Origin of the sequence: Rhodococcus sp. 105337 (assembly GCF_012844225.1) — a bacterium.
In the GTDB taxonomy this organism is placed as follows: Bacteria; Actinomycetota; Actinomycetes; order Mycobacteriales; family Mycobacteriaceae; genus Rhodococcus.
On the sequence record NZ_JABAGQ010000001.1, the window covers coordinates 317,531 to 332,191 of the forward strand.

15 protein-coding genes and 2 riboswitches are annotated in these 14,661 nt (G+C 68.3%); of the genes, 4 read left to right on the forward strand and 11 right to left on the reverse strand.

Going from position 1 to position 14,661, the window contains the following annotated elements:
* Nucleotides 1-28 precede the first annotated feature (28 nt).
* Nucleotides 29-122, reverse strand: a riboswitch (SAM riboswitch).
* 231 nt (nucleotides 123-353) lie between these two features.
* Together HF886_RS01580 and HF886_RS01585 are read left to right on the forward strand one after the other, a co-directional pair.
* Nucleotides 354-926: a DUF998 domain-containing protein gene (locus tag HF886_RS01580; RefSeq protein WP_169651353.1), complete on the forward strand. Its 573-nt coding sequence runs from the start codon at nucleotides 354-356 to the stop codon at nucleotides 924-926.
* 53 nt (nucleotides 927-979) lie between these two features.
* Nucleotides 980-1,753: a sulfite exporter TauE/SafE family protein gene (locus HF886_RS01585; RefSeq protein WP_169619168.1), complete on the forward strand. Its 774-nt coding sequence runs from the start codon at nucleotides 980-982 to the stop codon at nucleotides 1,751-1,753.
* Nucleotides 1,754-1,775: 22 nt separating this feature from the next.
* Here HF886_RS01585 and cobU read toward each other — a convergent pair whose 3' ends face one another.
* From cobU to HF886_RS01620, 7 genes are all read right to left on the reverse strand, one after another.
* The gene (gene cobU / locus HF886_RS01590; protein WP_169619593.1) at nucleotides 1,776-3,113 is read right to left on the reverse strand and encodes a bifunctional adenosylcobinamide kinase/adenosylcobinamide-phosphate guanylyltransferase; all 1,338 of its coding nucleotides are present in this window, start codon (nucleotides 3,111-3,113) and stop codon (nucleotides 1,776-1,778) included.
* Entirely contained in the window at nucleotides 3,113-3,925 is an 813-nt protein-coding gene (locus HF886_RS01595) for an ABC transporter ATP-binding protein (RefSeq protein WP_169651354.1), read from the reverse strand. Before HF886_RS01595 ends, cobU begins: the two co-directional genes overlap by 1 nt.
* Nucleotides 3,925-4,884, reverse strand: coding sequence for an iron ABC transporter permease (locus tag HF886_RS01600; protein ID WP_240951912.1), 960 nt, complete (start codon nucleotides 4,882-4,884; stop codon nucleotides 3,925-3,927). The genes HF886_RS01595 and HF886_RS01600 overlap by 1 nt, the downstream gene beginning before the upstream one ends.
* Before the next feature lie 62 nt (nucleotides 4,885-4,946).
* Nucleotides 4,947-5,840, reverse strand: a complete 894-nt coding sequence (locus HF886_RS01605) for an ABC transporter substrate-binding protein (protein WP_169619164.1) — start codon at nucleotides 5,838-5,840, stop codon at nucleotides 4,947-4,949.
* 87 nt (nucleotides 5,841-5,927) lie between these two features.
* A riboswitch (cobalamin riboswitch) is annotated at nucleotides 5,928-6,078 on the reverse strand.
* Nucleotides 6,079-6,106: 28 nt separating this feature from the next.
* Complete coding sequence (locus HF886_RS01610) at nucleotides 6,107-7,330, reverse strand: O-succinylhomoserine sulfhydrylase (protein ID WP_169651355.1); 1,224 nt, start codon at nucleotides 7,328-7,330, stop codon at nucleotides 6,107-6,109.
* Nucleotides 7,327-7,737 (reverse strand): rhodanese-like domain-containing protein, encoded by a 411-nt coding sequence (locus HF886_RS01615; RefSeq protein WP_169619159.1) that lies wholly within the window; start codon nucleotides 7,735-7,737, stop codon nucleotides 7,327-7,329. The genes HF886_RS01610 and HF886_RS01615 overlap by 4 nt, the downstream gene beginning before the upstream one ends.
* 48 nt (nucleotides 7,738-7,785) lie before the next feature.
* Nucleotides 7,786-8,220 carry a hypothetical protein gene (locus HF886_RS01620; protein ID WP_169651356.1) on the reverse strand — a complete coding sequence of 145 codons (435 nt, stop codon included), beginning with the start codon at nucleotides 8,218-8,220 and terminating at the stop codon, nucleotides 7,786-7,788.
* A 290-nt stretch (nucleotides 8,221-8,510) separates the two neighbouring features.
* Here HF886_RS01620 and HF886_RS01625 point away from each other — a divergent pair, with 290 nt between their 5' ends.
* Nucleotides 8,511-9,908 carry an FAD-dependent oxidoreductase gene (locus HF886_RS01625; protein ID WP_169651357.1) on the forward strand — a complete coding sequence of 466 codons (1,398 nt, stop codon included), beginning with the start codon at nucleotides 8,511-8,513 and terminating at the stop codon, nucleotides 9,906-9,908.
* 188 nt (nucleotides 9,909-10,096) lie between these two features.
* On the forward strand, nucleotides 10,097-11,173 hold the full coding sequence (locus HF886_RS01630) for an alkene reductase (protein WP_169619154.1): 1,077 nt from the start codon (nucleotides 10,097-10,099) through the stop codon (nucleotides 11,171-11,173).
* Nucleotides 11,174-11,215: 42 nt separating this feature from the next.
* On the opposite strand, the gene HF886_RS01635 is transcribed toward HF886_RS01630, so the two are convergent.
* From HF886_RS01635 to HF886_RS01650, 4 genes are read right to left on the reverse strand one after another with little or no spacing between them, the layout of a single operon-like run.
* Complete coding sequence (locus tag HF886_RS01635) at nucleotides 11,216-12,271, reverse strand: ABC transporter substrate-binding protein (protein ID WP_169651358.1); 1,056 nt, start codon at nucleotides 12,269-12,271, stop codon at nucleotides 11,216-11,218.
* A 40-nt stretch (nucleotides 12,272-12,311) separates the two neighbouring features.
* The gene (locus tag HF886_RS01640; RefSeq protein ID WP_169651359.1) at nucleotides 12,312-13,058 is read right to left on the reverse strand and encodes an ABC transporter permease subunit; all 747 of its coding nucleotides are present in this window, start codon (nucleotides 13,056-13,058) and stop codon (nucleotides 12,312-12,314) included.
* On the reverse strand, nucleotides 13,055-13,825 hold the full coding sequence (locus HF886_RS01645; RefSeq protein WP_346765272.1) for an ABC transporter permease subunit: 771 nt from the start codon (nucleotides 13,823-13,825) through the stop codon (nucleotides 13,055-13,057). The genes HF886_RS01640 and HF886_RS01645 overlap by 4 nt, the downstream gene beginning before the upstream one ends.
* The gene (locus tag HF886_RS01650; RefSeq protein WP_169651360.1) at nucleotides 13,822-14,658 is read right to left on the reverse strand and encodes an ABC transporter ATP-binding protein; all 837 of its coding nucleotides are present in this window, start codon (nucleotides 14,656-14,658) and stop codon (nucleotides 13,822-13,824) included. The genes HF886_RS01645 and HF886_RS01650 overlap by 4 nt, the downstream gene beginning before the upstream one ends.
* Nucleotides 14,659-14,661 lie beyond the last annotated feature (3 nt).

Consider the following 14,661-nt stretch of genomic DNA (forward strand, 5'->3'; position numbering starts at 1 on the left):
CGGGCAGGAGACGTCATGGTGGATCTACCTTCCATCGGTCCCGGCGGTAGCACCCGCACCCGATGTCGGGAGGGTTGCTGCGACGTCATGGAGCCGGGTCTCTCGGTCGCTCTGGATGGGACTGCGCGGAACAGAAGAATCGGGCACACACGTGGACTGCGATGAACTGTGGACCATGAGATCGCTGCGCACACCCATTCGAATCGACCTGATTCCAAGCCTCGCGGAACATTCCAATCCGCCGCCGCGGAAGCCACTGGTGCGCAACGATGGAGCACGTGGGCAGCGTCGAACGAGTAACGATCACCGCGTCCGGGCCGAGCCGCGCGTATCGCGGGGCACCCTGGTGGGCAGTGGCTTCGGCCGTGCTCGCCCCCGTTGCACTGACCGCGGGCTGGGTGGTCGCGGGCACGGTACAACCCCCGGAGTACAGCGCTGTGCGGCAGAGCCTGAGCGCGCTCGCCGGGCACGGTGGAGCCGAACGCTGGATCATGACGACATCGCTGTTCGTGCTCGGCGCGTGCCATGTGATCACTGCGCTCGGACTGAGTGCCTTGCGTCCCGCCGCACGACTGGTCCTCGGCGGCGCGGGGATCTCCGGGATCGCTCTCGCGGCACTTCCGCAACCGGCGAACGGGTCTGCCACGTCGCACGTGGTCAGTGTCGTCATCGGCTCGATCCTGATCGCGACATTCCCCGCGTTCGTCGGGTCTCGCAGCCGTCCGCAGTCGTTCGCATTGAGCGTCCGCGGATCGGCGATCGCGACCGCGGTGTTCGTGGCCCTGACCGTGGCGTTCCTGATCTCGGCGCAGGGCGGGCAGTATTTCGGGCTGGTCGAGCGGGTGGGCTTGACGCCCGAGACGATATGGCCCCTTGTCGTCGTCCTCGCCTTGCGGCGTAGTGCGCGCCAGGATGCAGGCACCTAGAGCGACCGGAAGCCGCCTCGACCCTGTCCCGGGGTCTCCGTAGACTCCGAGCAGTGACGCCGCTGGAGTTGTTTCTCGTTGCCCTCGCCGGACTCGGCGCCGGTGCGATCAACTCGCTGGTCGGCTCCGGAACCCTCATCACCTTCCCGACCCTCGTTGCGTTCGGCGTGCCGCCCGTCACCGCGACGATGTCGAACGCGATCGGACTCGTCGCGGGCGGTGTGTCGGGAACGTGGGGTTATCGGCGCGAGTTACGCGGCCAGTGGCCGACGTTGCGATGGCAGATCCCCGCGTCGGTCAGCGGCGCGCTGATCGGGTCGTGGCTTCTGCTGCATCTGCCGGAGACGGTGTTCGAGACCGTCGTTCCGGTCCTGCTGGTCCTGGCACTCGTCCTCGTCGTGCTGCAACCGCAGATCCAGAAGTGGGTACTGCGGCGAACCGACGCCGACCCGGAAGCCCGGATCGGTCCGGTGCGGATGAGTCTGCTCGTGGCGGGCACTTTCGCTGTCGGCATCTACGGCGGATACTTCACCGCCGCGCAGGGAATTCTGCTGATGGGCTTGTTCGGCGCTCTGCTCACCGAACACATCCAACGGCAGAACGCCGCGAAGAATCTGCTCTCGCTGCTCGTCAACATCGTCGCGGCCACCGCATACATTCTCGTGGCGTTCGAGCGCATCGACTGGACGGTGGTCGTATTGATCGCCGTGGGTTCGCTGATCGGCGGAGACCTCGGTGCCCGGTACGGTCGGCGTATGTCCCCCACCGTGTTACGGGCGGTCATCGTCGCAGTGGGGCTCATCGGCCTGTACCGGTTGCTCGCCTGAGGCACAGGCCCGGTCGCGGGGATCAGCGCAACGTCAGCGGTATCCCGGCCACGACGAGCGTGACACTGTCCGAGACTGCCGCCACCGCGGCATTGAGACGCCCGAGAGTGTCGCGGAACAGCCGTCCCGAGGCACTGGCCGGGACCACACCACTGCCCACCTCGTTGCTCACGGCGACCACCGGCACCCGGCATCGCCGCCACGCGTCGAGGAGTTCGGCGATGTCGGCGTCGACCGCCCCCATGTCGCCGCCGTTCCATACGTCGTGCAGATCCATTCGTGCGGTGAGCCAGGTGCCGAGGCAGTCGACCAACAGCGGATCGGTAGCCGCGCGCAGCACGCCGCTCACATCGGATGTCTCCACCGTCGACCACGATTCGGGCCGCCGCTCGCGATGCAGGGCAACCCGTTGCGCCCATTCCTCGTCGCCTGCGCGGGTCCCGCCGGTCGCGACGTAGGTGACGGCGGCGTGCGAAGCGAACAGTTCTTCCGCGTGCCGTGACTTTCCGGAGCGCACGCCCCCGAGCACCAGGGTCCGGTGCGGCGGCGCGGTGGCGTCCCCCACGCGCACCTCCTCGCCGTCGATACCGGGCCTGGCCCCATACTCCCGCAACCGCTTGCGCAGGGCGGTGATCGGCGGGTTGTGGTGGCCGAGGTGCACCGCCACCACGTCCGTCGCGTCGGTCACGGCATCGCACCTGCGCAGAGCCGCGACGGTGTCCCGGAATTCGGGCAGTCCGTGGTGCCCTTGCCCCAACTCCGATCGGTCACCGAATGTTTCTTCGAGGAAGACGGCATCGAACCGCGCACCGCGCACCGCGTCGAACCAGCCGTCCGGGAGCGGGCCGGTGTCGCACGCCCACAGGATGCGGGAACCGTCCGGACCGGTGACGTCGTAGAGCACCGCATCACCGTCGCGGAACACGTGATGTCGTGCGGGAAGAACCCGCACCGCATACCCGCCGACGGTGAGCGCGTCGCCCGCCCGGACCGGTACGAAACGCACCGGATCGTCCGGGCCCGCCCACTGCCGGCACGTGTCGACCGCGTCCGCCGGTCCCACGACCTCGAGCACGTGACCCGCATCGACCCACGAGCGGAACAACAGTGCCTGCGGCCCGAGGTGGTCGGTGTGCGCGTGGGTGAGCAGGATGTGACGCACACCCGCCAAGGTCCTGCCGAAACGTACTGCGGCGCGGGGAGCTTCGGGTCCGCAGTCGAGCATGAGCACGTCGTCGATGAGCGCGGCCGTTTGGCCGCGGATCTCACCGCGGCGTGCGGCATCCGTGCAGGACTCGCAGGCACAGAAAGGATTCGGCCAGCCGTCCGCGGCACCGGTGCCCAGCAGCAGTACGTCCATCATGCGTCCTTCCACGGATCACGAAGCGGGAGAACGGCGCGGCCGGCCGGACGGTCGAGGACCTCGACCCGCGCCCCGTAGACCTGGCCGATCCGGTCGACCGTGAGCACCTCGGCGGGCGGCCCGTCGGCGACGACCCGGCCGCGGTCGAGAAGGACGAGCCTGTCACCGTACTGCGCCGCCGAGGTCAGATCGTGCATGGCGGCGATCACCGTCAGCTCGCCTTCGGTGCGCATGGAGTCCACGAGTTCGAGTACCTGCTGTTGGTGCCCGATGTCGAGCGCGCTGGTGGGTTCGTCGAGCAGCAGCACCTGTGGTTCCTGTGCCAGTGCGCGAGCGAGGACCACGCGCTGGAGTTCACCCCCGGACAGATCCGTCGCGAATCGGCGTGTGAACGGCTCGAGTTCGAGGCGCTCGATGACCCGGTCCACCACCGCGCGGTCGTGTCCCGTTTCCGAGCCGAACCGTGCGATGTGCGGTGTGCGGCCGAGCCGGACGAGTTCTTCGACGGTGACACCCTCGGGAACCACGGGGCGCTGGGGCATCAGCGCGACCGCGCGCGCCGTTGCGCGCCGGCCGCCCCGGCCGGGCGTCACGGACGCCACCCGCACGTGCCCCGTCGAGGGAACGAGTCCCGCGAGAACGTGCAACAACGTGGTCTTACCGGACCCGTTGGGTCCGACGAGCGACACCCACGCGCCGGTCGCCACGGTGAGATCGACGTCGTGGAGCACGTCCACGCCGCCGCGTGCAGCCCCGACACCGCGGCACGTGACGGCGGTGGACGCGAGCGATTCGAGATCGGCGGGCATCATGCACCTCGGCTTCGTCTGAGTACGACGAGGAAGAACGGCGCACCGATCGCGGCGGTGACCACCCCGATGGGCAGCTCCGACGGCGACATGACGCTGCGGGCGAGCACATCGGCGAGGACGAGGAACGTCGCCCCGACCATCAGCGACAACGGCAGCAGCATGCGGTGACCGGGGCCGACGAGCAACCGGACCGCGTGCGGCACCACGATGCCGACGAACCCGATCAGTCCGCTCGCCGACACCACGGCGGCGGTGCCGAGTGTCGCGACGCAGACCAACAACAGCCGGACACGAGCCGGATGAATCCCGAGGCTGGCGGCCTCGACGTCGCCGACCGCCATGACGTCGAGGGTGCGCCGGTGCAGCGCGATGACGGCGACCGCGACCACCACGTACGGCAGGACGACGACGACATCGGACCACCCGTCGGTGGACAACCGCCCGAGCATCCAGGAGTACACCTGACGCAAGGTGTCGTCGTGCAGTTGCATGAAGAACGTCTGGATGGCATTCGCGAACGCCGCGACCGCCACGCCCGCGAGGATGATGACGACTTCGGAACGCACCCCGCCGACCGAGCGGCCGAGGGCATACGTCGCACCGACCGCCAGCAGGCCGCCGGCGAACGCTGCGATCGGAACCCCGGCAAACCCTGCGGCGCCTCCGACCACGATCGCGAGTGTCGCGCCGAGGCCCGCCCCGCTCGACACCCCGAGCAGGTAGGGGTCGGCCAGGGGATTGCGGAAGACGCCCTGGTACGCCGCTCCGGCGACGGCGAGCATGGCTCCGACGAGAACCCCCAGCACCACGCGCGGCATGCGGATGTTCCAGAGGATCGCCTGTTGCCGCGTCGAGAGCCCGGAATCGACGTCGACGAACGGCAACCGGTCGGCGATGTCGAGAAGGACCGCCTGTGGCGTGAGTCCCGCCGGACCGACGAGGATGCTCACCAGCATGGCGGCGAGGAGAACGACCGCCGCGCCACCCAGCACGAGGGCGCGACGACGCGGGGTCGTGATCAAGACGCGGGCTGGGCCGCTGGGATCCCGGTGACGATCCGGGCGACATCCCGCATCAAGTCCACGACGCGCGGCCCCCAGCGGCTGGCGATGTCCTCGTCGAGGACGTAGACGTGCCCGTCACGGACCGCCGTGAGCTCGCCCCATCCTGCTCGCTCCGCCACATTCTCGGGCGTGACGCCGCAGCACTGGCCGTCGGCGAGGAAGACGATGTCGGGGTTCTCTTCGAGGATGAACTCGGCCGACAGTTGCGGATACCCGTTGCCGCCGGTCGCGATCGAGGTGAGACCGAGCATGGAAAAGATCTCGCCGATGTAGGTGTCGTCCGTGACGGAGTAGTAGGTGTTGTCGAGTTCGTGGTAATAGCGAAGCGGGACTTGACGTTCGGGCAGTCCGGCGAGGATCTCGTCGACCTCGCTCCTCATCTGCGCGACCAGTTCGGCCGCGTCTGCGACGTGCCCGGTGGCCGCACCGACCTGCTCGAGCTGGGCGTAGGTGTCGTCGAGGGTCAGCGCCGCGGGCAGAATCAAGGTCTCGACGCCGGCCTGCTCGAGTCCGGCGACGAGATCCGCGGTGTCCGCGTTGGCGACCACCAGATCGGGTTCGTAACCGAGGATCGCCTCGACGTTCGGGGTGTACCCGGACAGATCGGTGACCGGTACGCCGGCCGGATGGTCGGATTGGTCGTCGACGGCGATCACCTGGTCGCCGGCGCCGACGGCGTACAGCATTTCGGTACTGACGGGACTCAGGGACACGATCGCCTGGGGACTTCCGGCTCCGGCGGTGTCGTGGTTGTCATGGTTGGCGGCGTCGTCGGCGCCGCACGCCGTGGCCAGCAGAGCGCACGCGGTGATTCCGGCAGCGAGCAGCCGGTGGGATACGAGGGGCACAGCCATCCTCCGTAACTCGGAGGACGAAAACAGTACGGCTGCAACATCGTCAGTTGCGGCACGAGACCGTCCTTCGTCCGAGGACCAGTACGTGCCCGCTGCGCCGGCTGACCTGGCTTCCCCGGCACGATCGCCGGAGTTCACAGTTGCGGGGACAGCGCCGGATTTTCACCGGCTTCACCGTAACGCTGCGGGTGCCCTGCCCGACTGGCAGAGCACCCGCAGCGTAACCCACAGCGTTTCCGGGCCGGAAGAGTGCTCTCGGGTCAGGAGAGCGCCTGCTCGAGGTCTTCGAGCAGATCCTCGGGGTCTTCGAGTCCCACCGAGAGGCGCACGACCCCGTCGGACAGGCCGATCGCGGCGCGCCCCTCCGGGCCCATCGCCCGGTGGGTGGTGGTCGCGGGGTGGGTGATGAGGGACTTGGAATCGCCGAGGTTGTTCGAGATGTCCACGATGCGCAGCTTGTTGAGCAGCTCGAACGCGCGCTTCTTGCCGTCGCCCTCGGGAGCGTCGAGCTCGAACGTGAGGATCGTGCCACCGCCACTCATCTGCGACCGCGCGAGGTCGTGCTGCGGATGCGACTCCAGGTACGGGTACTTGACCCAGCGCACCTTGTCCTGCGTCTCGAGGAACTGGCCCAGGCGCAGCGCCGAATCGACCGCGGCGCGCACCCGGACCGGCATCGTTTCCAGGCCTTTGAGCAGCGTCCACGCATTGAACGGGCTCAGCGCCGGACCGGTGTGACGAATGAGCTTCTGCACGGGTCCGTCGATGTAGTCCGCGGGTCCGAGGATGGCACCGCCGAGCACTCTGCCCTGGCCGTCGATGTGCTTGGTGCCCGAGTAGACCACGATGTCGGCACCGAGATCGATGCTGCGTTGCAGGAGAGGAGTGGCGAATACGTTGTCCAGCACCACTTTTGCCCCGGCAGCGTGCGCCATCTCGGAGACGGCCCGCACGTCGACGAGGGTCTGCATCGGGTTCGAGGGAGTCTCGAAGAACACCGCGGTCGTGGGGACGGACAATGCCTGTTCCCATTGATCGAGGTCTTCGCCGTCGACGAACACCGTCTCCACACCCCATCGGGGCAGGATCTCGTTGCACACGACGAAGCAGGATCCGAAAAGGCTGCGGGCGGCGACGAGCCGATCCCCCTTGCCCAGAAGAGCCGCGAGTGCGGTGAAGACGGCGGACATGCCCGACGCCGTGGCGTAGGCGCCTTCGGCACCGTCGAGCAGTCGTAGCCGCTCCTCGAACATCTTCACGGTCGGATTGCCGTACCGCGAGTACACGAAGTGGTCGACCTCGCCGGTGAACGCCGCTTCGGCGGCCTCCGCCGATTCGTACACGAATCCGGAGTTGAGGTAGAGCGCCTCGGACGTCTCCTCGAACCCCGAACGCAGGGTGCCACCCCGCACGCCCAGCGTGGCAGGACGCACGTTGTCGGGAAGCCGGCGCTCGAATGCGCCGCCCTTGGGGATGGAGCTCACGATTGCCTCCACGGCAGGCCCACTGCCCGCCAGCCCTGAGCTCCGCGATGCCCGTCGGCGTCGAGCGCTCCCTCGAATCCGTCGAGGATGTTGTACGCGGGGGTCACGCCCGCCGCGGTAGCCGCCTCGGCGGCACCTATCGAGCGTTGCCCCGAGCGACACAGGAATATCACCGGACCGCCGGAGACGCCGGCTTTCGCCAGGTCGTCCACGAACGTTCGGTTCGGGGCACCGTCGGGATAGCGAACCCATTCGACGAAGACGGTTCGGCGGCCGATGGGCGAGGTCTCGGGGACCCCGACGTACTTCCACTCGGCGTCGGTACGAACATCGACGAGCACGGCATCCGGGTTTTCCCGCAGGAGCTCCCAAGCTTCCTGCGGCGTTATATCACCTGCGTAGCTCACCACGACATGTTTTCACAGGTCACGGCGTGGCGCGCAAGCGGGAGGCTGTCAGAACTCGCAGACCCGCCACACCGAGTCGACCTGGACGACCTGCCAGGTCTCGATCCGGGACTCACCGTCGACGGTCGCGCGGACGTCGACCGTCGCGCGGTCACCTTCCACGGCGACGTCCTGGGTCGCCTGCAACTCCACAGTGCCCTCGACGTCGGAGAGCGGCGCCTCCGCCTCCGGCAGCTCTTCACAGCGCAGACGCGCGAGAATGTCCCGGTCGTTCTCGTTGTGAGCCCTGACGTAGTCCGCCACCGTGCGATTGATCCGTTCGTCCACGCTCAGCTCGTCCTGCGCGGGCGAGAGCAGTTGCGCACCCATCACGGCCAGAATGAGCAGCACGACAACCAGCAGTGCCCCCATGAACGGCCAGGGTGTACCGCTGGCGGGTTCGTCGGCCGAGGGATCGGGATCGGGTGCTTGACGCTGTGCCATATGGGCGATCCTATCCCCGACCAGGTCGGAGCCGGTCACGGCGCATTTGCCGAATAAACCCTCTCGAGGTAGGAATTGTGACGTGGCCACTACTCAGCTCGTTCGACGCCTCGCCGTCGACCTGTGTCGCATGAGTGCCCACATGTGTTGTCGCTGAAGCGATTCTCTCGACGGTTCTCTCATTCTTCTCACACCGTCCTTCCCCGCGCCCTGCGCCCCGCCCGCTGAGGGCAGCCTTAATTTAAGCTGGGTATGTCCGTCCGCTCACCGAAGAGGTAGTTGATCCCCTGATGACCGATCAGACTCGTCCCCTTCGCGTCGCGATCGTCGGTGCCGGTCCCGCCGGTATCTACGCCGCCGATGCGCTCATGAAGTCCGACACCGCGCAGGATCCGGGAGTCAGCATCGACCTGTTCGAACGGATGCCTGCACCGTTCGGTCTGATCCGCTACGGAGTCGCGCCGGACCACCCGCGCATCAAGGGCATCGTCACGGCCCTGCACAAGGTGCTCGACAAGCCGAACATCCGGCTTCTCGGCAACCTCGACTACGGGACCGACTTCACGCTCGACGACCTGAACCGCTTCTACGACGCGGTGATCTTCTCGACCGGTGCCAACGCCGACCGCGCGCTGAACATCCCCGGCATCGACCTCGACGGCAGTTACGGCGCCGCCGACTTCGTGTCCTGGTACGACGGCCACCCGGACGTGCCGCGCGAGTGGCCGCTCGAGGCCGAGAAGGTCGCCGTCCTCGGCGTCGGAAACGTCGCGCTCGACGTTGCGCGTGTGCTCGCCAAGACGGGCGACGAACTGCTGCCGACCGAGATCCCGCCGAACGTCTACGAGGGCCTCAAGAACAACAAGGCCGTCGAGGTGCACGTCTTCGGGCGTCGCGGTCCGGCCCAGGCCAAGTTCACGCCCCTCGAACTGCGCGAACTCGATCACTCCCCGACCATCGAAGTGATCGTGGACCCGGAGGACATCGACTACGACCAGGGCTCCGAGCAGGCGCGCCGCGCGTCCAAGCAGGTCGACATGGTCGCCAACACGCTGCAGGACTGGGCGATCCGCGACGTGGGCAACCGTCCGCACAAGTTGTTCCTCCACTTCTTCGAGTCTCCGCACGAGATCCTCGGGGAGGACGGCAAGGTCGTGGGCCTGCGTACCGAGCGCACCGAACTCGACGGCACCGGCAACGTTCGCGGGACCGGCAAGTACCGCGATTGGGACGTCCAGGCCGTCTACCGCGCCGTCGGTTACCTGTCGCAGAACATCGCTCAGCTGCCGTTCGACGAGCAGGCGGGCACCGTGCCCAACGAAGCCGGTCGCGTCCTCGGCGACGAGTCCGTCGAGGGCCCGGAGCGGTTCATGCCGCACACCTACGTCACCGGCTGGATCAAGCGCGGCCCCGTCGGCCTGATCGGCCACACGAAGGGCGACGCGAACGAGACGGTCGCGAACCTGCTCGAGGATCGCTCGGCGGGCCGCCTGAACTCTCCCGAGGAGCCGTCCGAGGATGCCGTCGTGCAGTTCCTCGAAGGCAAGCAGCTGCCGTACACCACGTGGCAGGGCTGGTACCGGCTCGATGCGCACGAGCGCAGCCTCGGCGAAGCCGAAGGCCGTGAGCGCGTCAAGGTCGTCGAACGCGAGGACATGTTCCGCGCGTCGGAGCCGCACAAGGCCTGATCACCGGCCCATCTCCGCCCGGTGGACGCCTCGCGTCCCCCGGGCGGAGCCGTCTCTGCGCTGTCCTGCGGGGATGCGCACACGGAGCGACGGGACGACACCGAGGGGACCTCGGGTCCTGCGGTGACACTTTTCATAGCGGGCACCACATCGGGAATCCCGGCCCCGGAGATCCTGTTGCGCCACGAATGGATCTGTTCACACCAGTCACACTCGGCGACCTCCAACTCGGCAACCGCATCGTCATGGCTCCCCTGACCCGCCTGCGCGGCGGACCGGACGGGATTCCCGGCGACCTGATCGCCGAGCACTATCGGCAGCGGGCCGGCGTCGGCCTGATCATCGCCGAGGGAACCTACGTCAACTTCGAGTCGCAGGCGTTCGTCGGACAGCCGGGAATCGCCACCGACGAGCAGGCCGAGGGCTGGCGCCGGGTCGCGGACGCCGTACACGGACGCGGCGGCCGCATCGTGCTGCAGTTGATGCACGGCGGACGAGTGACCCACCCGGATGTGAACGGCGGACGGCGCGTCGTCGCCCCGAGCGCCGTCGCGATCGACGGTGAGGTGCACACCGCCAAGGGCAAGCAGCCGTACCCGGTACCGCACGCGCTCACGACCGACGAGGTGGCCGCTGCTGTCGCCGACATCGTCGCCGCAGCCCGGCGCTCGATCGACGCGGGGCTGGACGGTGTGGAGATCCACAGTGCCAACGGCTACCTGCTGCACGAGTTCCTGTCGCCGGCCTCGAACCGGCGCACCGACGAGTACGGCGGCTCGGTGGAGAACCGGATCCGTCTCGTCGTCGAGGCGGTCACGGCCGTGGCGGACGCCGTCGGTGCGGGCCGGGTCGGACTGCGTATCTCCCCCGAACACAACATCCAGGACGCGCTCGAGACCGACCGCGAAGATGTGCGCGCTGTCTACGGCGCCCTCGTCGACCGGTTGCGTCCCGTCGGCCTGGCGTATCTGTCGGTCCTGCACCAGGAACCTGCCGGTGAACTGGTGCAGGAACTGCGTGCACGCTTCGGTGGGAAGGTGATCGCCAACAGCGGCTTCGCGTCCCCGACCACGCGTGAGGAAGCCGTTCGCCTCATCGAAGAAGCCCATGCCGACGCGGTGGCCGTCGGTCGCGCGGTGCTCGCCAACCCCGATCTCGTCGAACGGTGGCGGGGCGAACACCGCGAGAACGACTTGCGCCCGGAACTGTTCTACGGACCAGGCGCCGAGGGATATACGGATTACCCTCGCCTGCAAGAGGTGTGACCCCGGCGTCGTCGTGACCTTCCGGCGGAGGCACACTACGTCTCACCGAGGCGAACGTGCCTCCGCCAGCACACCGAGGTCGACGAAGGAGGCCGGCGCGGGCAGGTTCTCGTACCCGCCCGATGCCAGCGCTTGCCACATGGGCCCCTCCATTGCGGCGACGTCCATCGCGAACAGGCCGCTCGGGCTTTCGATCAGGGGAACCTGGAGTTCCGCCTGCCGGGTCTGCTGCGCCATCTCCAGTCCGAGGTCGACGCCGTACTTGTCCACCGCCAATGCCGCTGCGGCGTGCGGGTCGGCAAGGTAGTCGTCCCAGCCGCGCATCGTGGCACGCATGAACCGCACCAGCCTGTCGCGATTCTCCGCAAGGGCGGTGCGGTCCACGAACACGACATCGGCGTATTGCGCCGAACCGAGATCGGCGAACGTGACCACCTCGTAGCCGTCGCCTCGTCGCAAGCCGTATTGCTGTTCGAGTGTGATCGGCTGGTTGGTGACGAAGCAGGTGTAGCAGTCGCCCTGGCCCTCGACGAGCGGGCTCGGATCGAAGCCGACCGGAGTGAAGTCGTAGACCGGGTCGAGACCCGCGCCGACGAGCACCGCGTCGAGGGTGGTCTGCATGCCTTCCTGACCGAGGATGCGCGCGCTCGCGAGTTCGCGCGGGGTGCGGATCGGTCGTGCGGACAACGACAGCAGTCCGGCAGGTGAGACCTGGAACTGGGCGCCGAGCGCCACGAAATCGTTGCCCTGCCCGATCGCGGTGTACAGGTCGGGTGCGCCGGCCGCGATACCGATGTCCGCCGATCCCGCGGCGACCGCCTGCATCGGCGTGGGGGCGTTCGGGCCACCGCCCTGGAATTCGACGGTGAGTCCTTCCTCGGCGTAATAACCTTTGTCCTCGGCGACGTAGTACCCACCGAACTCGGTGTTGAGGATCCAGCCGAAAGCGACCCGGAGCGTGTCGGACTCCGCACCGGATTCGCCGGAACCACACGCACCGAGAGTGCCGACCGCGGCGATTCCCAGAGCCCCGGCCGCGGTTCCCCGCAGAAAAGTGCGCCGGCTCAGGCTCGGACCGGTGAAGGGGCGTGCGGGCATGGAGCCTCCTGGTGATGATCGGTGAGAAAGCAGTGGTTGGTCAGGTCAAGCGCGCGGCGGCACGATCCGCGACCGCACGTGCCGCGAAGAAAAGGCCGGTGGACACAGCGGTCGCGACCACCGCCACACCCCAGGCCTGCTGGTTCTGGCTGTAGGTGATCGAGGTGGAGAACATCTTTCCGAGGCCCCCGGCGCCCATGAGGTACTGGCCGAGCAGGACGGCCAGGACCGCGGTGGGGGCGCTGACCCGCAGAGCGACGAGGAACCCGGGCAGGGCATGGGGCAGCAGAAGTCTCCTCAGCCGCACTCCCCTGCCCGCTCCGAGCACCGTGTAGACGTCTCCGAGTGACGCAGGCGGGGCGGCGAGCCGGGCGCCGACGAAAACGAACGCGGGCAGGAAACAGATGATGGCGGTGACCACGAACACCGTGGTCTGCCCGTACCCGAGCACCCGCGCGAGCACCGGGATCATCGCCACGACGGGAACGGAGTTGAGCAGCAACGCCATCGGGGTCAGCACTCCCGCGACGATCCGGGAGGACCATACGAGCACCGCGCACACGCCGCCGGCCGTCAAGCCCGCGGCCAGTCCGCCCAGCGACAGCGCGAGGGTCGGAACGAGCGCGGTCACGTACTCGTGTCGCTCGCGGACGATCGCGACGAGAACATCCTGGGGGTACGGCATGACGATCTGGTTGAAGTCGTTGACGGCGACCACCGCCCACCACCCGCCGAGCAGCGCGAGCAGCACCCAGTACCGCGTGACGGCGCCGCGCACGACAGTCATGAGAATCTCCGATGCACGGGCACGGCGAGCAGACGGACCAGCAGGTACGCGGTCAGGGACAGCACCACGCATCCGGCGGCGGCGGACCACAGCAGCGGGATCTGATAGTTGTTCATCGCGCTGACCAGCAGCACACCGAGCCCCTTCGGGGCGCCGAACCACTCCCCGAGAACAGCCCCGAGGACGGCCGAAGTCACCGCGAGGCCCGCCGCGTCCGTGACGAGCGGCACCGTGTGCGGGAGTTGCAGGAAACGAAGACGCGACCAACGCGACGATCCGAGCGCCGTATGCACGTCGGACTGCGCCGCCGGTGCCGACGCCAGCCCCGCCGACGTGGCAACGAAGACGGCGAAGCCCGCGCCCATCGCTGCGACGACGGTCGGAGCGGTCGTGCGCCCGACCGTGGTCACCAGCAGGGGCGCGATCGCGATGAGAGGTATCGCGTGCACGATCGTCGCCAGCCGGTCGAGTCCCGGTGCGGTCCATCGGGCCACGACGGTGACGCATGCGAGCGCTCCGCCCACGACGGTGCCCAGCGCGAATCCCCACAGCGCCGAGGTGGCGGTCGCACCGAATGCCCGTGTCAAGGTGGCCTGCACGGCGTCGTTGCCGGCGACGTACGTGACGACCTCCGTCAGCGGGGGCCAGTTCTTCCCGAACACCTGCGCCCTGCCGACGACCTCGAACATCGCGAGCAGCAGGGCGGCACCGAGGATGTTCGACGCGAAATGCGGGATGGTGACGGGTCGCGGAAGAACCGCGGTCACGTCGCGGGCCCGTCGAGCAAGCCGGTGAGCCGGTCGACGATGCTGTGGAATCTCGGGTCGCGGGTGATCTCCGCCGATCGCGGCCGGGGCAGCGCCACGTTCTCGATGTGCCGTACCCGGCCCGGCCGGCCGGTGAGCACGACGATCCGGTCCGCGAGCAGCACTGCCTCGTCGACGTCGTGTGTCACCAGCACGGTCGTCGACCCCGCGTCGGACCAGATCCGGGCGAGTTCGAAGTTCATGCGCCGGCGGGTCACCGCATCGAGCGCGCCGAAGGGTTCGTCGAGCAGCAGAACGTCCGGTTCGAGTGCGAGCGCCCGCGCGATGGCCACACGCTGCCGCATGCCACCGGACAGTTGTCGCGGTCGTGCTTTCTCGAAGCCCGACAACCCCACGAGTTCGACGAGTTCTTCGACGCGACCGGAGTCGACCGTCCGCCCGGCGATGCGGAAGGGCAGCGCGATGTTGTGCCACACATCCGACCACGGCATCAGGGCGTGTTCCTGGAACGCGACGCCGAGCCGACGTGAGGCCACCAGGTCGGCGGGTCCGCCTCCCTCGATGCGGACCGTTCCCGCCGTGGGTTCCTCGAGGCCCGCGAGCAGGCGCAGCACGGTGGACTTGCCACAACCGGACGGGCCGAGAAGCGCGACGAACTCGCCACGAGCGACGGTCAGATCGAACGAGTCGACGGCGGTCAGTTCGCCGCGTCGGCGGCCGAGCGGATACGCCTTCGCGACACCCTTCATGTCGATGGCCGGAACGTGCTCCTCGCCGGCGGGTCCGGTCGCGGCGCCTGCGGCGGGCGCTCCCCGGGACAGGACGGTATTCATCGC